Origin of the sequence: Streptomyces sp. NPDC018000 (genome assembly GCF_044328025.1) — a bacterium.
Lineage (GTDB): Bacteria > Actinomycetota > Actinomycetes > Streptomycetales > Streptomycetaceae > Streptomyces.
In genome coordinates this window covers 12382-29363 of sequence record NZ_JBIRGM010000017.1, presented here as the reverse complement: position 1 = coordinate 29363, position 16982 = coordinate 12382, and the positions used below count along the sequence as shown (strand labels likewise).

The window sequence follows — 16982 nt, the reverse complement described above, 5'->3', positions numbered from 1 at the left end:
GTCTTCCCTGATGTCCTTCTTCCGTCGCGGCCCCGGCCGCGTCACCCCGGCCGAGGCCGCCCGAATGACCGCCGACGGTTCGGCTGTTCTGCTGGACGTACGTGAATCGTCCGAGTGGCACGCCGGGCACGCGCCGGGCGCGAGCCATCTGCCCCTGTCCCGGCTTGCCGCGGGCGCGCCACTGCCGAAGTCGGCGACGGGTCGTCCGGTGGTGGTGATCTGTCGCTCCGGCAACCGGTCCCGGCAGGCGGCCCGGATTCTCGCCGACCGCGGCGCACAGGCCGTCGATGTAGTGGGCGGCATGACTTCCTGGGCCGCCGAGGGGCTGCCGGTGCGCGACCGGCACGGGGCGGCGGGCACCGTCGCATGAACACGCTCATTCTGGCGCTGCTCGCCGGGGCGGTGGTCGGTCTGGCGCTCGGCGGACTGGGCGGCGGCGGAAGTGTTCTCGCCGTCCCCGCGCTGATCTATCTGCTCGGCTTCACCCCGGCCGCCGCCACCACTGCCGGGCTCCTCATCGTCATCGCCACGTCCCTCACCGGGCTGGTCGCCCACGCCAGGAAGGGCAGGGTCCGCTGGCGTACGGGCGGACTCTTCGCAGCGGCCGGAATCGTTCCGGCGGCGGTCGCCGGGGCGCTTTCGTCGCGGATTCCGCCCGGGTTGCTGACCGCGGCGTTCGCCGCGCTCGCCGTGGTCGCCGCGGTACGCATGCTCCGCCCCCGGGCGGATCACGCGGCACAGAACGAGGACGGTACGGACCTCGTGCCCGCCGGGCGGGCAGCGCGGGCGGGCGCCGGGCTCGGTGCCGTGACCGGGTTTCTCGGCGTGGGCGGCGGGTTTCTCGCGGTGCCCGCCCTGGTCAGCGTGCTGGCCATCCCGATGACCGCAGCGGTCGGTACCAGCCTGCTGGTCATCACGGTGAACTCCACAGCCGCCCTGGTCGCACGCCTCGCCACGCCCACTGCGCTGGACTGGGCGGTGATCGCCCCGTTCACGGCGATGGCGGTGCTCGGGGCGTGGGACGGGCAGCGCCTGGCCGCGAAGGTGTCCACGGCCGCGCTGCAACGGGTCTTCGGTGCGGTACTGCTGGCCGTGGCCGCGTTCATGCTCGTCGACGCCGTGGTGTGAGCCACTGCGTCATCCCGGCCGCCGGCCCCGGACCTCCGGCTCCCGACTCAGGCCGGCGCAAGTGAAGAGTTTCTCCAGTCGCGACCATGTTCACGGCCGGTCGGGGCCCGCCCTACCGCCCGCGCCGGTAGCTGCTGCCGTCCTTGGGACGGACCATCAGACCGGCGACGACCAGGTAGCGACGCAGCGCCGAGCAGTCCTCGTGCACCGTGAGCAGTGCCTCGTTGACCTCACGTTCGGTGTAAGCCCGGTCCCGCTCGAAGAGCGTCTCGGTGAGGTGGACCAGCAACTGCTCGCGGCGGGCCGTCTTGCGGGGGATCGCCGTCAGACGCCCGTGCGAGAAGAGCGCCGCGACTTGGTGCGAACCGCTTGAATCATTGTCAGACATGAGAGGGATCGTCGCAGGCGTCCAATCTGCGGACAACGCTTTTTCGCTGCACCCGCGGCCCGGTCGGCCTGAACCGCTCGGCCGTACGGGTCGGTTCGGCGAGTCCGCCGCCCGCACCCGTACGGTGTGCTCAACCATCCCCACGGGTGATCATTCACCCCTGCGAAGAAGGCGGTTCCGCATGTCCCTGTTCGATCTGCCCCTCGACGAGCTGCGTGACTATCGCAGCCGGTCGGTGGAACCGCAGGACTTCGACGCGTTCTGGTCGAAGACCCTCGACGAAACCCGGTCCCACGACCTCGACGCCCGGTTCGAGCTGCGTACGGGCACGGGGCTGACGACCGTCGACGTGTACGACGTCACGTTCGCCGGCTTCGGTGGTCACCCGGTCAAAGGCTGGTTCATCGTCCCGGCAGGCACCACCGAACCGCTGCCGGTGGTCGTGGAGTTCATCGGCTACGGCGGCGGACGGGGACTGGCCCACACCCATCTGCTCTGGGCATCGGCCGGTTTCGCCCACTTCGTGATGGACACCCGGGGCCAGGGCAGCGGCTGGCTCGTCGGCGACACCGCCGACCCGGTGGGCAGCGCCCCCTCGTACCCCGGTTTCATGACCCGGGGCATCGAGGACCCGCACGCGTTCTACTACCGGCGGGTGTTCACCGACGCGGTACGTGCGGTGGAGGCGGCGCGCTCGCATCCGCTGACCGATGCGGCCCGCACCGCGGCCATCGGTGTGAGTCAGGGCGGCGGCATCACGCTCGCCGTCGGCGGGCTGATACCCGACCTCGCGGCGATCGCGCCGGACGTCCCGTTCCTGTGCGACTTCCCCCGCGCGCTCACCGTCACCGATCGCAACCCGTACCGCGAGGTGGGCAACTACCTCAAGACGCACCGGGGCCGGGCCGCACAGGCGAGGGCCACTCTGTCCTACTTCGACGGGGTGCACTTCGCCGCACGCGGGTGTGCACCGGCGTTGTTCTCGACGGCCCTGGAGGACATGACCTGCCCGCCCTCTACGGTCTTCGCCGCCTTCAACGCGTACGCCCACCAGGACAAGGCCATCGAGGTGTACGACTTCAACGATCACGAGGGCGGTGGGCCGTTCCAGGAGGCCGCGCAGCTGGGCTGGCTGCCCGGGAAGCTGACTGCCTGACAGCCCCTACCCGTGCGGGATGAGGTTCTTGGACTCCAAATATTTACGTGCCACGTCCTCGGGCAGCCTTCGCCGGCTGTCGACCTGCTCGTTGAGCCGGGCCAGGTCGGCCGTCGTCAGTACGGTGTTGAGCTCGCCCAGCGCCTTGCGTACGCCTTCGCTGCCCGCCCGGGACCGGTTGACGACGGGGACGATGAAGTCGGCGTTCTGCAGATGCTTGTCGTCGGCGAGCAGGACAAGGCCGAAGTCGTCGAGGGTGGCGTCGGTGGTGGTGGTCAGGACCATCTGGTCCTGACCGTCCTGGACGGCCTGCTTGGCCTGGGTGGTGCCGACGCCCTTGGGATCCACGGCCGTGATGCGGACGCCGTACGTCTTCTTCAGCCCGGGTGCACAGTAGGGGCGCTGTACGCATTCGTCGCCTGCGGCCAGCCGTACGGGCAGCGCGGATCTTCCGAGGTCGCTGAGGGTCTTCAGGTGGTGCTTCGCCGCGTACGGTGCGGCGACCGCGAAGGCGTTCTGGTCGACTGCGCGCCCGGGATCGAGGACAGTGAGGCCATGGGGTGCGGCGAGGGCGCGCAGGGCCTTCATCGTGGCGGCGAGGTCCGGCGCACCGACGGGGGCTGCGTCGGCGCCGTTCTTCTTGGCGTTCAGCCAGTCGGCGAAGGTGGCCGCGTACTCCGGTACGACGTCGATCCGGCCGCTCTCCAGCGCCGGTTCGTAGATTTCCCGGTTGGTGACGGAGATGATCTTCGTGGAGTAGCCGGCCCGGTCGAGCAGCAGCGCGTACATCTGGGCGAGCAGTTCACTCTCGGTGAAGCCCGCGGAGCCGATGGTGAGGTGTTTGCTGTCGCCCGGTGGTGCGGTGACCTCGCCCTGGTTCTCCAGGGAGGGCCCGGTGGTGCAGGCGGTCGCCGACAGCAGGAGCGCCGGAAGCACGGGGAGGGCCCTGCGCGGCCTCATCCGGATTCCTCGCCGCGGAGCCGTTCGGGAGCGAGCCGTTGTGCCACTTCGAAGAGCCCTTCGACGATCAGGGCGAATACGGCGACGAGGGCGGCCCCGGCGACCACCTGCGCGGTGGAGGCGAGGTGGAAGCCTGCGGTGATGATGCGGCCGAGTCCCCCGCCGCCGGCCAGCGCCGCGAGGGTGGCGGTGGCGACGAGCTGAACGGCTGCGATCCGCACGCCGGTGAGGATCAGTGGCAGAGCCAGCGGCACCTCGACACCGAGCATGAGCTGTCTGCCCGTCATGCCCATTCCCCTGGCCGCCCGTACGACATCACGGTCGACCTCGCGCATACCGACGTAGGCGTTGGTGAGCAGCGGCGGTACGGCAAAGAGGACGAGCGCGATGACGGTCGGCCACTCGCCGTGCCCGCCGATCGGGGTGAGGAGCAGCAGCACCAGCACGGCGAAGGTGGGGACCGCCCGGCCGACGTTGGAGATGTTGACGGCGAGCGCGCCGCCCTTGCCGAGATGGCCGAGGACCAGGCCGATGGGCAGCGCGATCAGACAGCTGATCAGCAGGCAGACGAAGGTGAGGAACAGATGCTGGCCGAGACGGTTCCAGATGCCGCCGTCACCGGACCAGTGGGCCGAAGTCGTGAGCCAGGACCAGGCGTCGGCGAGGGTGTTCACGACTGCCTCCGGGTCCACGGAGTCAGAAGTCGTTGCGCGAGCAGGAGCAACAGGTCGGCGGCGACGGCGATGACGAAGCAGAGGACGGAGGCGGTGAGCACCTGGGCCTTGAAGTACGTGTTCATCCCGGAGTAGATGAGGTTGCCGAGTCCGCCGTAGCCGACGATCGCACCGACCGTGACCAGGGAGACCGCGGAGACGGTCGCGATCCGCAGTCCGGCCATGGCGGCCGGCAGGGCAAGGGGCAGCTCCACGGCAACGAGCAACCGCACGGGGCCGAACCCCATACCGCGTGCGGCCTGCCTGGTCTCCTCGGGCACGGCACGCAGTCCGGCGAGGATGTTCCTTACGAGGAGGGTGAGCGAGTACAGGACGAGTCCGGCGACGACGAGCGAGGCGGACAGTCCGTACACCGGCAGCAGCAGCGAGAACATGGCGAGCGACGGCACGGTGTAGAGGATGGTCGTCACACCGAGGACCAGGCCGGACGCCCAGCGCCGGTGGCGCGCCGCGACGGCGAGCGGAACGGCCAGAACCAGCCCGAGGAGTACGGAGGCCGCGGTGAGCTGGAGGTGCTGGAGGACGGCGTCCCAGAGAATCTCGCGACGGCTGGTCAGGTAGGCGCCGCAGAGCCACTCATTGCGCGCGAGGCAGTCGTCGGGGAGCGCAGTCACCCGTCCATTGGAGCGCGGCAGGGCGGGCGCACGCGCGTCCTGATCGGCTGTCCGGGGCGCCGGTGGGGGCGGCGGGCGCACTCGGGCAGCCGTCTGCTCGGCGGATACGTCCCCCTTCGGCCCGCGCCTGCCCGGACGGTCGTCAGTGCTGCTCGGCTGCCGGTTCCAGGACGAAAACCGGAATCTGCCGGTCGGTCTTGAGCTGGTAATCGGCGTAGTCGGGGAATGCCTCGACCGCGCGCTGCCACCACACCGCCTTCTCGTCGCCGGTGACCTCACGGGCGTTCATGTCCTGCCGGGCCGGGCCGTCCTGCAGTTCCACCCTGGGGTCGGCCACGATGTTGTGGTACCAGACCGGGTGCTTGGGAGCACCACCCTGTGAGGCGACCACGGCGTACATGCCGTTGTGCTCGACCCGCATGAGGGGGGTCTTGCGGATCTTGCCGCTCCTGGCCCCGCGGGTGGTCAGGATGATGACCGGCAGGCCCCGCATCGTGGTCCCCTCCCTCCCGCCGGAGCTCTCGAACAGCTCGACCTGATCGCGGACCCACTGCGCGGGGCTCGGCTCGTACTCACCCTTGAGAGGCATGGCATCTGTCCCATCGTCGACATTCGGTTACGCGGACACACGGACATGCGGGCATCGGTGCGTCCCGCTGCTCCGAGGACTCTTTCATCATTCCGCCCGCCCGGCACCGGGCGGATCGGCGTGTCGTGGCGGCAGGCGGGCCGGCGTCAGGGGTGCGGCGGCTTCAGCCGCAGTTGCAGCATCGCTTCGAATCTTGCCTCGGGGTCGTCGAGATCGATGCCCGGTGAGGGCGCTGTTGTGCTGGGCGTCGTAGGCGCGCAGCCGGATAGCTCGCGCTCGTGAAGGGACTTCAGGACGTGAAATAGAACTGGCGGGCCCAGCGCCGGAACTGCCCGATCGCCTGCTCGTCGGAGGCGAGTCCTGGATAGGGCTGGTACCGCTTGTGAGCCCAGATCCTGATGTCTTCGTATGCGTACTTGATGGCGGCGCCCAGCAGGATTCGTGCCGCGGCCCTGGACGCAGCGGTCCGCAGAAGCGGGCTTGTCCCACCAGGCATCCTCGCTGTGTCGGTCACGGCGGCCGTGGTCGCGAAGCGCAGGACGGTCCGGGTGGGGCTGATGGGGGTGGGCAGGGTCCACAGGTATGTCGTCAGGCCGAGGCGGTCCACGATGACCTCGGTGGTGTGCATGCCCAGCCCGGCCATCGTGATCGTCTGGTGGGCCAGGACGCCGTCCAGCCTGGGCAGAAGACGTCCCTTTGCGGGATGGATGCGCACCCGGATGCTCATCAGCGGGCCGTCCGCCTCGGGTGGTGCCAACGGCCGCATGCTCAGCCCGTGCAGTTCGGAGGCATGCCGGCAGTCGAAGGAGTTCTCGAGGATGTCCTGGACCTGCGCGACCACCTCGCGCTTCCAAAGCGCCGTCGGTCTGGCCCAGCCCGGCAGGGCAGGCGGCTCCCACGAGGGCTGCGTGTCGGCGGGCCCGTGCCAGACCAGCAGGAGCCCGTTGAGCTCCCGCAGCGGCAGGTGGCCGAGCCGGGCGCGCGGCGGCGACCCGCTGGGGGACGAGACACACGCTCCATCAGGGGCGAAGCCGAGCCGGTGGAAGGGGCACACAAGTAGCTGGCCGGCGACCTTGCCGCCGTGACCGAGGTGGGCGCCCAGATGCGGGCAGTGGGCCTCCACAGCCCGTGCGACGCCGTCGAGGGTGCGGTACAGGACGCAGTCCTGGTCCATGAGCCGGCGCGTCACAACGCCGCCACGAGGCAGTTCACGGGACAGGCCCAGGCAGAACCAGCCGATCGGGAACGGCAGTGCAGGCCCGAGATCTCTCTGATCCTCGGCTGTGGCCTTCGAAGGGCGACGGACACCACCGGGCGCAAAAGGTGCGATATCGGTCACAATGTGTACGTAATCAGAGGTGCAGGGTCGATGCAAGGCACCCGGTCTTCGCGTTGAGCAATCGGACAACCCTCCGAGGTGCTGAAGTGTTACTGAGTTCGCACTGCTGCGTGGTGATGGGTTCGGAGCCTTGAGGTGCCGACCCATGGATGGACTGGCCGAATGTCCTGGATTGTGCGCAATGCCTATAATGAGGTTGGCTCTGGCCGCAATACCGATACTCGGGCGCCGCCAAGCTGAAGGGTTGCCGCTTGTGTGCGGCCCATGCGTGCGACGCCGCTCCGAAACCTCGCAACCCCGGGGGTCATCGTGGCCTCTTCCGCGAACCGCCCAACGGCTGCCTGCTCTGCAACGACAACCGCTGCCGCGGCACGTGCATACCCCTTCAGTGAACCGCATCGGCTTGACCTGGATCCGCTGTACACGAAACTCCAGGAAAAAGAGCCCGTATGCAGGGTCCAAATGCCCTATGGGGAGCAGTCCTGGCTCGCCGTCGGTTACCGGGACGTACAGACAGTCCTGGCTGATCCGCGGTTCAGCCTGGCGGCCGGCCGAGGTCGTGATGAACCCAGAATTCGACCACGGAAGCTGAGCGAAGAGCGCAGCCTGATGGGAATGGACCGGCCCGAACTGACTCGGTTGCGGAGGCTGGTCGCTCGCGCCTTCACCCCTCGCCGGGCGCAGCAGCTCCGACCGAACATCCAGAAGATCGCCGATGAAATCGTCGGTCACATGACCGAGTGTGGCCCACCCACTGATCTCGTCGAGGACTTCGCGCTGCCCTTTTCCATCGCCGTCATCTGCGAACTCCTCGGCGTGCCCTATGAGGACCGCCACGACTTCAGAACCTGGGTCAAGGCTTTCGTGACTGCCTCCTGTCTGTCCGAAGAAGAGACAGGGGGGCGCATCGCACGCCTCGTCGACTACATGGCCGCGTTGATCGCCGAGCGGCGCGAAAAGCCTGCCGGCGATCTCCTCAGTGCCATGATTCAGGCTCGTGATCACCACGATCGCCTCACGGAAGACGAACTACTCCATCTTGCCGCAGTCCTGCTGGTCGCCGGCTACGAGACCCTTGCCAATCAGATCCCCAACTCCGCCTACGTCCTGCTCACTCATCCCGAGCAACTCACGTTCCTGAGGCAAGGTCCTGAGCGCATGCTGTGTGCCGTCGACGAACTGCTTCGGTTCATCCCGAGCGGAAACGCGGGCGCACTCTTCCCACGCTACGCGACCGAGAACGTCCTCCTGAGCGGGTGCACCGTGAAGGCCGGCGACCCGGTCCTGATTTCCCTGCACGCCGCCAACCGCGACCCCCTCGTCTTCCCCGATCCGCACACGCTGGATCTCACCCGCACTCCCAACCCCCACCTCGGCTTCGGCTACGGCGCGCACACCTGTCTCGGCGCCCACTTGGCGAAGGTGGAAATCGAGATTGCACTGGACACCTTGCTGAGGCGCTTCCCCGTGCTGAGGATGGAGCCGGACGCCGACGCTGTGGAGTGGAAGAAGGGCATGGTGCTGCGGGGGCCTTCCTGCATGCCGGTCGCCTGGTGAACGGCAGCTACAGCGGTGGATCGGCGAGGAGTTCCAGCAGCCAGCGGGCACCCTGCGCGTCGCCTGCCGCACCCGCACCGTCGAACGCACCGGGGAAGAGACGCCCCCAGGAGCAGGCCCGTCCGATCGCCCCGAGTCGCCACGCCAGACTCACCGCACGCCGCAGTTCCGCCTTCGTACGGCCGTCGCCCTCCCACGGTTCCAGGTAGGCGTCCCGCAGCCGGGGCAGCACCTCGGGCCCGAACCGCTCGCGGGCCGCACGCGCGGGGACCAGAAAGCTGCAGAACGGATGGGCGACGGCCGCGTCGCCCCAGTCGAAGAAGGTGAAACGGCCCGGCCCTGATGCGAAGAGCTGGCCGTCGTGCAGATCGGAGTGGTCGAGTGTATCGGCGATGCCCGCATCCACCAGTTCCTCGCACCACTCCGCCAGGCGTGGCCGCAGCTCGCACAACGCCTTGAGGTCAGTGGGTTCCAGTGCGGTGTTCTGGTCCACGACCCGGTCGAAGGTCTCGGGGAGCGCAGCCGTGCGCGCGCTGGGGACACCGAGCAGTTCGATCTCCTCGGTGTACGGCAGAAGTGCGCGTTGCATCGCGGCGTACTGGCGCACCGGCTCCTCCCAGGCACGCGTATCGGCCGTGCCGCGAGTCGAGTCGAGTACGTCCCTGAAGAGCGTGCCGCCGTCCGGGAGGAGCGACCAGCCGCGGCCTGCGTCGACGGCGAGCGGCTTCAACACGTACTCGGGTACCCAGCGGGCCAATGCCTCCGTCAGCCCCGCCTCGAACGCGCTGGCGGGCGGATTGGCCTTGAACCAGACGGCGTCGCGTCCTTCGACGGACATCTGTACCAGCACGGACCACGGCCGGAGCCTCACCCTCCGTCGCCCGGTCGCACCCAGTCCGTGAGCGGCAAGCCCGCGCTCCACCCACCCAAGGGCTTCCTCCCGCCATGCCTCTTGCTCCCAGGGCGTCACCGCATCGGGATACTGCCCTCGGTCCACGATTTCCGGCGCATCACATTGCATCGCACCATCCCATCACCGTGCCTGACGGGCCTTCACCTGGTTTTTGCGGTGCGTGAGACGGCACATCGACGACATCGTGTGCCTTCGCAAGCCTCCATGGGCCGAACGTTCCGCAGACCGCAGAGGTAGCCGCGGTGTCCTCCGGGGACGACGCGGAGAACACCGGGAACAGGCCACGCGGCAGGCCCGGGCTGCGGCTTCGCCAGAGCAACGCAATCCCTCGATCAGGTGTCGGGCCACCCGGCGAGTGAATCGAACGCACCATCACGCCCTCCTCGCCAGCACCCCCAAGCCCCACCAGAATGAGTCGAACTTTTGTCCGACGATTCGTCCGCGATGCCCCGTGACGAGTTCGCTTGAAGCACGTTTTCCGATCACACGTCCGGTCCAGCCGACTTCGAGGAGCAACTGTGAGTCCCAGTCCCACCCGCGCCACCCGTCACCTCGCGTTCGAGAATCGCCCTTCGAATCCACCACCTTCAAGGCGCCGCATTGACGCAGCGCCCGACCCGCTCCGTCCCGCGAGCCCGCTCACCGCGGCGTCGATGCAGGAACAGGAAGCGGGTGCGGCATGAAGGTCTTCGGCCGGGTACGCATGGCCGAGCCGGCCGTCTCCGCAAGCGAGAAGGAGCTCTTCGGCGGGCCCCTGCGCTATGAAACGGGCTGGTCCGAGCATGAGCTCTCCACGCTGGACCTGACCATGCCGGAGGCGGTGCGCGCATTACCCAGGCTGGTCGGCGCCACCCTGCGGCGAGCCTGGCAGGCCGACCGTCCGGCTCTGATGACGCTCGCCGTGAGTGAGATCGGACAAGGTGTCGCTGCGGCGGTCGGACTGCTCGCGGTCAATGCTGTGATGCATGCCCTGCTCGGTACGAAGGCACCGGTGGACCGGCTGTACGAGGCGCTGCCCGCGATGGCCGCTGCCGGGGCGATCGCGGTGATCAGCGCGTGCCTGGCGTGCTGGTCCACGTCCCGGGCGGGCCGGCTGGAGCCTCTGGTGGAGCGGCTGGCCACCACGGAGTACCTGGCCGCCGCGGCGGCTGTGGAGTTGGAGGCGATCGAGGATCCGGAGTTCCGCCGGCTCATCGATGTCGCGCAGTACGGTGCCGCCTCCGCCCGGCGCATGATCGGTGCCTGCGTCGCCGCCCTGAACGGCACCATGTCCCTCCTCGCCACCGGCAGCGTCCTCACCGTTCTGCATCCGGCGCTGCTGCCCATGTTGGTGCTGATCGCCGCGCCCCGCGGCTGGGGCGCGATGCGGGTGGCGCAGGAGCGGTACGTGTCGGTGATGACCTGGATCGAGCACGTACGGGCGAGCCGTCTGATCGGCACACTTCTCACGTCCCGCAGTGCGGCTCAGGAGGTGCGCATTCACTCGGTGGGCCGGTTCCTGCTGGAGCGGTACAAGGACATGGCCGAAAGCGCCGAGACGGAACAGAAGCGGCTCGCCACGGGCAAGGGCCTCACCGAACTGGTGGCCGCAGGCATGTCCGGGGCCGCCATGGTCGGGACGTACGCCGTCCTGGGGTGGCTGATCGTGTCCGGACACATGGAACTCGCCGTCGCGGGCACGGCCGTCGTCGCGGTCCGCTCGGGCTCGGCGAACCTCGGTGGCCTGGTCATGAACATCAACCGGCTCCACGAGGAGAGTCTCTACGTCCAGGACCATGACCGGTTCCTCGGCGAGGCGGCCCGTCGTGCCATCCCTGCCGGGGGTGCCGACGTTCCCGATCGCGTCGGCGCAGTCGTCCTGGAGAAGGTGACGTACCGCTACCCGGACCGCGACGAGCCCGCCCTCGACGGGGTGTCACTGGCACTGCCCATGGGGTCGGTGACGGCAGTCGTCGGCGAGAACGGTTCCGGCAAGAGCACACTGATGAAGGTCGTCGCCGGGTTGCTGCTGCCCCAGAGCGGTTCCGTGTGCTGGGGCGGTGTGGACGAGGCCGGTCTCGAACGGGCCCAGCTCTTCGAGCGGGTGTCGCTGCTGACGCAGGACTTCGAACGGTGGCCGGTGACCGCCGCGATGAACATCCGCATCGGACGCCCCCACCAGGCCGCCACCGACGAGGAACTGGAACGTTCGGTCGAGTACGCCGGAGCCTCGCCGGTCGTCGCGAAGCTCCCCCACGGTCTGGCGACGCTGCTGGCCCGGATGTTCCGCGGCGCTTCGGAGATCTCGGGTGGCGAGTGGCAGAAGATCGGCCTGGCTCGCACTCACTGGCGCACGCAGACCTGCGCGGCCGACAGCGTACTGATCGTCGACGAGCCGACCTCGGCGCTGGACCCCGAAGCGGAGATCGCCGCGTTCGACCGGATCCGGCAGCTCGCGGGCCCCCGTCGGGCGGTCGTGCTGGTGACCCACCGCATGTCCGGCGTCCGCCACGCCGACACCATCTACGTGCTGAACAGGGGTCGTCTGGCCGAGCACGGCACCCACGACGAACTGATCGCGGCCGGTGGCCGCTACGCCTCCATGTTCCGCACCCAGGCCGCCCAGTACGCGGCCCCCACGGATGCCGTCCTCCCGCACCAGAGCACGCCGACGGCCCGCGACCAATCGTGAGTCGTCACACCTGTGCTGATCAACATCCCTCGCCCGGAAGGGAGACAGAAAGCAGAGTCACCAAATCCACCGCACCGGAAAGCTGCTGACCGACCGTCCATGACTCCGCTCTCCAGGATGCGCCTCCGCCAGGAGGTGCATCCTCATGCGGATCCTCGCCGTGATCAATGCCTCAGGCGGGCGCGGATGGCTTACGACCGCGCCCACGAGTGTCAGCGGCGTCGCGGTGTCTGGGACCTCCGCCTTGGATTCGAAGGCCCCGGACACCGCTCCTTCTCCCACTGCCAATCGTGGGCGAGGCCGTTATGTGAGGATCTGATCATGAGTACATCATCGCAGTCGCCGGCCGACAGGCTTCAGACGGACCGGCCGCATTCGGCACGCGTGTGGAACTACCTCCTGGGTGGCAAGGACAACTACACCGTCGACCACCAAATGGGCGACGTGATCCTCGAAGCGTTCCCGGACTTCGCCGCCATCGCCCGCCTGCAGCGGGCCTTCCTCGTCCGCGCGGTGCACTTCCTGACCGCAGAGGCGGGCATCCGTCAGTTCCTCGACATAGGCACGGGCCTGCCGACGGCCGACAACACGCACGAGGTGGCCCAGCGGGCGGCCCCCGAGTCCAGGATTGTGTACGTCGACAACGACCCGCTCGTCCTGACGCATGCCCGCGCCCTGCTCACCAGCACTCCCGAGGGCGCGAGCGCATACATCGACGCCGATGTCAGGAATGTCGACGTGATTCTCGCCGAGGCGGCCAAGACACTGGACTTCAGCCGACCGGTCGGGCTGACCATGCTGGGCATCATGGGGCAGCTCCCCGATGAGGACGACCCGTGGGCGCTGGTCGACCGGCTGGTGGCCGCGCTCCCCTCAGGAAGCTATCTGGCCCTCAGCGACGGCACGAACACGAGTGACTCGCTGAACCAGGCCGTCGCCTCCTACAACGCGAACTCGGCCAGCTCGTACCATCTGCGCAGCCCCGAGCGGATCGCCGACTTCTTCCACGGCCTGGACGTGGTGGAGCCGGGCGTCGTAAGGACGTCGGCCTGGCGTCCCGATCCCGACCAGGGCCCTGTGGACACCCTGCAGGGTCATGCGGTGAGCGGCGTCGGTCTCAAGGTCTGAAACACCGGGGTCCTCCGGAGCCGAGGCCGCGCGGTCCACGACCTCGGCTCCGGAGGGCCGGGAGATGGAACGGGCATCGGAGTGCGCCGAGGCCGTCCGACGGCACAACAGGCCTCCGTTCGCGTCGAGCTCTACCGGCGGTCGAGCGAGCCCCGTACGAAGGCCGCCTGACCGGCGTGCTGCAGGTCGTCCGAGATGACGCTGATCAGACGGACCCCGAGGGTGACCGGCGGCGACCATGCCTCGTCGACGATGCGGTTCAGAGCCCTGCCGTCGAGCCCACTGATGAACCCGAGAGTCTGTTCATGGACGGCGTCGTAGTAGCCGAGCAGCAGTTCGGGCGAGCCCACCTGTACAGCCGTGACGTCTGCGGTGCTGTGTCCGTACCCGGTGGCGTCCTTCGCGAAGGGGAGATCGAAGCGGGACGCCCAGTCCTGGGTGAACCAGACCTGCTCGATACCTGCCGCATCCGAGACGTGGTCGTCCTGGATCCGAGTGAGGTGCCACACGAGCCACGCGATCGTGTTCGCTCCGTCGTCGAGGCGAGCGTGGAGGTCGGCGTGTGGAAGGCCCTCGACCGCCGAGTGCACCGTCTCCTGGACGCGAGTGAACGCGTCCGTCAAAAGGTCAGCACTGTTCATGCCATCACCATCTCCGCTCTCGCGCTCCTCCCCTGCCATCGACACGCGCCGCGAGACCCGCCTCGCCGCAGGCGGCTAACGCGATGGGACGGCATAGGGGACGCGGTCGAGGACGATCACGTCCGCGGCTCAAGCCCTTGTCCAACGTCCGGGCCACGCCAGGATTCCCCCGGCCCGCCACGGAGTCGACGTGCGCAGCCCCTGAGCACTGTTGCTCAGGGGCTGCGCGACGGCTGTGCGTCCACGGCGTCGGGGTGGAGCGGCCGGGGCATTCGGCCGCGACTACTCCATGGGGTAGATGTCCCCGCTCGCCATGCCGCTGATCTGATCGCTCTCCGCTTCTATCCTGCGGGCCTTGTCCTTCAGGCGTTGGCGTTCCTTGGGGTCGGTGGTGCGCTCGGCTGCGTCCTCCAGATCCTTCGCCTTGGCGCGCATCTGCCTCACGCGACCGCGATATTCTTCTGATTCGCTCATGGTCACTCCTTGGATCTGCGGGCGGAGCGGGCCCACCACGGAACCGGGTTTCCCGGGGGCAGCGCGCTCCGCCCGGTCATCTGCCGTTCCCGAACGCGACAGAGGTCATCCGCAGCAGCGCCCCGGCGGCCGGCGCCGCTCGGACGCGATTTCCCACCTCCAGAGTAGGTCCCCTGGGTCTCATTGCGACTGTCCTGATCGCAACCTGCCACGACGCGGCCGACGACAGGGCCGACCTCCAGGAGGCCCTTTCCAGCGGCCCCGGCCGCACCGCGCCCTGCGGCCGGGGCTACCCCGTCCCGGCCTCCCGGTACGGGCGATGTCGACTTCTGTTGCTCGCGGAGCAACCTCGGACACGTCACTCTCGTCTTGATCCACAACAAGGCGGTTCGCCGCAAGCAACAAGCACGTCCGACCCCCCACGAGCGTCCGGGTCCGATCACCAGGCAACTATGCATTTGACGTATACACCAAATGCATAGTTGCCCCTGCCGTCGACCCGGCCGCGCGCGAAAGGCTCCCATGCACAGCAAGGCACTGGCGCCCGAGTACCAAGGCGCCCTCACCAAGATGTCGGTGAACTCCTCCCTCACAGATGTACTGGCGGAAGGAGTACGTCACTTGAGGGAGGCCGAGCACAGTGGCTCGCAACAGGAAGTGGCAAGGTGCGGGCTCGCGGTGGCCGAGGCGCATCGCAGGCTCGGCAACGTAAAGGAAGCCGATCAGGCATGGAAGGCCAGTTACCGGGCCGCCCGGTCGGCCGGCGACCTGGGGGCGATGGCCTGGGCACTGTGGAGCGGTGGGACGCTCGCCCGGCAGCGCGGTGAACTCAGACTCGCTTTCCGCCTGTTGGGGCTCGCTGCCGACATGGGCAATCGCGGCGGGGACATCGTTGCCCGTGGCTATTCCCTCGCCGGCCTTGCGGAGACCGGGCGAATACAAGGCGACTACGAGACCGTAGCGGTCCTGCACGAACAACTGCTCGCCGAGGCGCGCGCCCGCGGCGAGGCGCGCCACACCGTGTGGGCGCTGGAAGGCATCGCGCAGATCCACCGCAACACCGGATCGCTCGACAGCGCCCTGGCCATGTTCGAGGAAGCGGCTCAGTTGGCCGGGAACGCGGACGACCGGCGTGGCCGCGCGTGGGCCCTGCGCGGCATGGCCGACATCATTTCCCTGCGGGACGGCACTCCGGAGCGCGCCCTGTCCCTGCTCACGGAGGCCGAACTCACCTGCCGTGAGATGAAGTTGTCCAGTGCCCTCGCGTACAACCACAAGATGCGCGCCAACGTCCTCTTCCGCGCGCGCCGTTACGAGGAGGCGCGTCAGGTCTACGAGGAAGCGCTCGCCGAGTTCCGTGCGATGGCCGAACCCCGGGGTGAAGCACTGTCCCGGCTCGGACTCGTCAAGTCGCTCGCCCGGCTCGGCCGCGACCACGAAGAGACCGCCGCCGATCTGGACGAATTGCGCCGCACCCTCAGCCGGATCGGCTTGCTCAACGCCCGGGACATGGTGGACAAGGCGTACGCCGAACTCGGCGTGACACCGGTCGATGGTGAGACGGACGAGGAAAGCGGACGACGATGACACCACCGCCCGTAACGCACCCGGCAACGGCACCGCAGATCCTCGCCCGCTGCCGCGACCTCGTACGTCCGGCGCTGGCACAGGCCGTGCAGCGTCTGCATCCGTGGCACACGGAGATGGCCGCCTTCTCCCTCGGGTGGGGCACGGCGGACGGCAGTCCCGTCATGGGCTCCCAGGGCAAAGGGGTGCGCCAGGCCCTCACGCTGCTCAGCGCCGAGGCCGCGGGTGCCCCTGCGGAGGATGCAGTCGTCGGCGCGGTCGCCGTCGAGCTGATCCACGTCTTCTCCCTCCTGCACGACGACATCATGGACGGCGACGAGACCCGCAGACAGCGTGCCACCGCCTGGAAGATGTACGGGACCGGCCCCGCGATCCTCGCGGGGGACGCGCTCTTCGCGCTGGCTGTACAGACTCTGGCCGATGCTCCCGGCGTGCACAGTGCGGCAGCGGTCCGCCATCTCGCCGGAACACTGGCCGACCTGGTGCGCGGTCAGGCCGAGGATCTGCTCTTCGAGTCCCGGCCCTGGACCGGGCCCGAAGCGGTGCAGCCGCACGAGTACTGGTGGATGGCCGAGCACAAGACCGGGGCGCTGCTCGGCTGTGCGACGGGCCTGGGTGCAGTGCTGGCCGGAGCCCCTGCCACGACCGTCGACGCCCTCGGCAAGGCCGGTCGGCACCTCGGGGTGGCATTCCAGGCCGTGGACGATCTCCTGGGCATCTGGGGAGATCCGCAGGTCACGGGCAAGCCCGTCCACAGTGATCTGCGCCGGCTGAAGAAGACGTACCCCGTCCTCGCGGCCTTGGCCACGGACCACCCCGCTGCCCGGCGCCTCGCCACGCTACTCGGCACCGGCGACCCGCTCGACGGCGCCACCGCCCGGCGGGCAGCCGACCTCGTCGAAGAAGCCGGTGGGCGCTCCGCAACGCTGGCCGAAGCCCACCAGCAGTTGGAGAGCGCCCGCCGCAGCCTGGACGGCGCTCCGCTGGCCCCGGCCGCGCTCGGTGAAATCCACGCGCTTTTCCCGTTCTTCGTCGACCGCACGATGTGACCCGATGCGGGGCCCGACCGGGTCACCACTGCCCCGGCTCGCCCCGTCAGCGCC

17 protein-coding genes are annotated in these 16982 nt (G+C 68.8%); 8 read left to right on the top strand and 9 right to left on the bottom strand.

What is annotated here, in order from left to right:
- The first annotated feature begins 10 nt into the window (after window positions 1-10).
- The gene (locus ACH4EW_RS26050) at window positions 11-370 is read left to right on the top strand and encodes a rhodanese-like domain-containing protein (protein WP_398260902.1); all 360 of its coding nucleotides are present in this window, start codon (window positions 11-13) and stop codon (window positions 368-370) included.
- A complete protein-coding gene (locus ACH4EW_RS26045; protein ID WP_398260820.1) occupies window positions 367-1128 on the top strand; it encodes a sulfite exporter TauE/SafE family protein in 762 nt (253 codons plus the stop codon). Before ACH4EW_RS26050 ends, ACH4EW_RS26045 begins: the two co-directional genes overlap by 4 nt.
- A gap of 112 nt (window positions 1129-1240) precedes the next feature.
- On the opposite strand, the gene ACH4EW_RS26040 is transcribed toward ACH4EW_RS26045, so the two are convergent.
- Window positions 1241-1516, bottom strand: coding sequence for a DUF2087 domain-containing protein (locus tag ACH4EW_RS26040; RefSeq protein ID WP_398260818.1), 276 nt, complete (start codon window positions 1514-1516; stop codon window positions 1241-1243).
- A gap of 181 nt (window positions 1517-1697) precedes the next feature.
- Between ACH4EW_RS26040 and ACH4EW_RS26035 the strand changes: the two genes are divergently transcribed.
- Window positions 1698-2672: an acetylxylan esterase gene (locus ACH4EW_RS26035; RefSeq protein ID WP_398260816.1), complete on the top strand. Its 975-nt coding sequence runs from the start codon at window positions 1698-1700 to the stop codon at window positions 2670-2672.
- Between the two features lie 6 nt (window positions 2673-2678).
- On the opposite strand, the gene ACH4EW_RS26030 is transcribed toward ACH4EW_RS26035, so the two are convergent.
- The 5 genes from ACH4EW_RS26030 to ACH4EW_RS26010 all read right to left on the bottom strand — a co-directional run bounded on the left by ACH4EW_RS26030 (window position 2679) and on the right by ACH4EW_RS26010 (window position 7055).
- The gene (locus ACH4EW_RS26030) at window positions 2679-3632 is read right to left on the bottom strand and encodes an ABC transporter substrate-binding protein (RefSeq protein ID WP_398260814.1); all 954 of its coding nucleotides are present in this window, start codon (window positions 3630-3632) and stop codon (window positions 2679-2681) included.
- Window positions 3629-4306, bottom strand: coding sequence for an ABC transporter permease (locus tag ACH4EW_RS26025; RefSeq protein WP_398260812.1), 678 nt, complete (start codon window positions 4304-4306; stop codon window positions 3629-3631). The genes ACH4EW_RS26030 and ACH4EW_RS26025 overlap by 4 nt, the downstream gene beginning before the upstream one ends.
- Window positions 4303-4980: an ABC transporter permease gene (locus tag ACH4EW_RS26020; RefSeq protein ID WP_398260810.1), complete on the bottom strand. Its 678-nt coding sequence runs from the start codon at window positions 4978-4980 to the stop codon at window positions 4303-4305. Before ACH4EW_RS26020 ends, ACH4EW_RS26025 begins: the two co-directional genes overlap by 4 nt.
- A 142-nt stretch (window positions 4981-5122) precedes the next feature.
- A complete protein-coding gene (locus ACH4EW_RS26015) occupies window positions 5123-5569 on the bottom strand; it encodes a nitroreductase family deazaflavin-dependent oxidoreductase (protein ID WP_398260808.1) in 447 nt (148 codons plus the stop codon).
- A 289-nt stretch (window positions 5570-5858) separates the two neighbouring features.
- Window positions 5859-7055, bottom strand: coding sequence for an aromatic ring-hydroxylating dioxygenase subunit alpha (locus ACH4EW_RS26010; RefSeq protein WP_398260806.1), 1197 nt, complete (start codon window positions 7053-7055; stop codon window positions 5859-5861).
- 162 nt (window positions 7056-7217) lie between these two features.
- Here ACH4EW_RS26010 and ACH4EW_RS26005 point away from each other — a divergent pair, with 162 nt between their 5' ends.
- On the top strand, window positions 7218-8465 hold the full coding sequence (locus ACH4EW_RS26005) for a cytochrome P450 (protein ID WP_398260804.1): 1248 nt from the start codon (window positions 7218-7220) through the stop codon (window positions 8463-8465).
- Window positions 8466-8472: 7 nt separating this feature from the next.
- Here the strand turns inward: ACH4EW_RS26005 and ACH4EW_RS26000 are convergent, their stop codons facing one another.
- On the bottom strand, window positions 8473-9486 hold the full coding sequence (locus tag ACH4EW_RS26000; protein ID WP_398260802.1) for a phosphotransferase: 1014 nt from the start codon (window positions 9484-9486) through the stop codon (window positions 8473-8475).
- A 571-nt stretch (window positions 9487-10057) separates the two neighbouring features.
- Here ACH4EW_RS26000 and ACH4EW_RS25995 point away from each other — a divergent pair.
- On the top strand, window positions 10058-12049 hold the full coding sequence (locus ACH4EW_RS25995) for an ABC transporter ATP-binding protein (RefSeq protein ID WP_398260800.1): 1992 nt from the start codon (window positions 10058-10060) through the stop codon (window positions 12047-12049).
- Window positions 12050-12370: 321 nt separating this feature from the next.
- Complete coding sequence (locus ACH4EW_RS25990; protein WP_398260798.1) at window positions 12371-13177, top strand: SAM-dependent methyltransferase; 807 nt, start codon at window positions 12371-12373, stop codon at window positions 13175-13177.
- A 131-nt stretch (window positions 13178-13308) separates the two neighbouring features.
- Here ACH4EW_RS25990 and ACH4EW_RS25985 read toward each other — a convergent pair whose 3' ends face one another.
- Window positions 13309-13818, bottom strand: coding sequence for a DUF664 domain-containing protein (locus tag ACH4EW_RS25985; RefSeq protein ID WP_398260796.1), 510 nt, complete (start codon window positions 13816-13818; stop codon window positions 13309-13311).
- Window positions 13819-14100: 282 nt separating this feature from the next.
- Window positions 14101-14292 carry a DUF6381 family protein gene (locus ACH4EW_RS25980; protein WP_398260794.1) on the bottom strand — a complete coding sequence of 64 codons (192 nt, stop codon included), beginning with the start codon at window positions 14290-14292 and terminating at the stop codon, window positions 14101-14103.
- 522 nt (window positions 14293-14814) lie between these two features.
- On the opposite strand from ACH4EW_RS25980, the gene ACH4EW_RS25975 reads away from it, so the two are divergent.
- Both ACH4EW_RS25975 and ACH4EW_RS25970 read left to right on the top strand, forming a co-directional pair.
- A complete protein-coding gene (locus ACH4EW_RS25975; RefSeq protein WP_398260792.1) occupies window positions 14815-15879 on the top strand; it encodes a tetratricopeptide repeat protein in 1065 nt (354 codons plus the stop codon).
- Complete coding sequence (locus tag ACH4EW_RS25970; RefSeq protein ID WP_398260790.1) at window positions 15876-16928, top strand: polyprenyl synthetase family protein; 1053 nt, start codon at window positions 15876-15878, stop codon at window positions 16926-16928. The genes ACH4EW_RS25975 and ACH4EW_RS25970 overlap by 4 nt, the downstream gene beginning before the upstream one ends.
- The last annotated feature ends 54 nt before the right edge of the window (window positions 16929-16982 follow it).

What these genes read in the sequence shown, in the direction of transcription:
- ACH4EW_RS26050 (WP_398260902.1), top strand. Translation starts at nt 11, where the DNA reads ATGTCCTTCTTCCGTCGCGGCCCCGGCCGCGTCACCCCGGCCGAGGCC.
- ACH4EW_RS26045 (WP_398260820.1), top strand. Translation starts at nt 367, where the DNA reads ATGAACACGCTCATTCTGGCGCTGCTCGCCGGGGCGGTGGTCGGTCTG.
- ACH4EW_RS26040 (WP_398260818.1), bottom strand. Translation starts at nt 1,516, where the DNA reads ATGTCTGACAATGATTCAAGCGGTTCGCACCAAGTCGCGGCGCTCTTC.
- ACH4EW_RS26035 (WP_398260816.1), top strand. Translation starts at nt 1,698, where the DNA reads ATGTCCCTGTTCGATCTGCCCCTCGACGAGCTGCGTGACTATCGCAGC.
- ACH4EW_RS26030 (WP_398260814.1), bottom strand. Translation starts at nt 3,632, where the DNA reads ATGAGGCCGCGCAGGGCCCTCCCCGTGCTTCCGGCGCTCCTGCTGTCG.
- ACH4EW_RS26015 (WP_398260808.1), bottom strand. Translation starts at nt 5,569, where the DNA reads ATGCCTCTCAAGGGTGAGTACGAGCCGAGCCCCGCGCAGTGGGTCCGC.
- ACH4EW_RS26010 (WP_398260806.1), bottom strand. Translation starts at nt 7,055, where the DNA reads ATGGGTCGGCACCTCAAGGCTCCGAACCCATCACCACGCAGCAGTGCG.
- ACH4EW_RS26000 (WP_398260802.1), bottom strand. Translation starts at nt 9,486, where the DNA reads ATGCAATGTGATGCGCCGGAAATCGTGGACCGAGGGCAGTATCCCGAT.
- ACH4EW_RS25995 (WP_398260800.1), top strand. Translation starts at nt 10,058, where the DNA reads ATGAAGGTCTTCGGCCGGGTACGCATGGCCGAGCCGGCCGTCTCCGCA.
- ACH4EW_RS25990 (WP_398260798.1), top strand. Translation starts at nt 12,371, where the DNA reads ATGAGTACATCATCGCAGTCGCCGGCCGACAGGCTTCAGACGGACCGG.
- ACH4EW_RS25985 (WP_398260796.1), bottom strand. Translation starts at nt 13,818, where the DNA reads ATGAACAGTGCTGACCTTTTGACGGACGCGTTCACTCGCGTCCAGGAG.
- ACH4EW_RS25980 (WP_398260794.1), bottom strand. Translation starts at nt 14,292, where the DNA reads ATGAGCGAATCAGAAGAATATCGCGGTCGCGTGAGGCAGATGCGCGCC.
- ACH4EW_RS25975 (WP_398260792.1), top strand. Translation starts at nt 14,815, where the DNA reads ATGCACAGCAAGGCACTGGCGCCCGAGTACCAAGGCGCCCTCACCAAG.
- ACH4EW_RS25970 (WP_398260790.1), top strand. Translation starts at nt 15,876, where the DNA reads ATGACACCACCGCCCGTAACGCACCCGGCAACGGCACCGCAGATCCTC.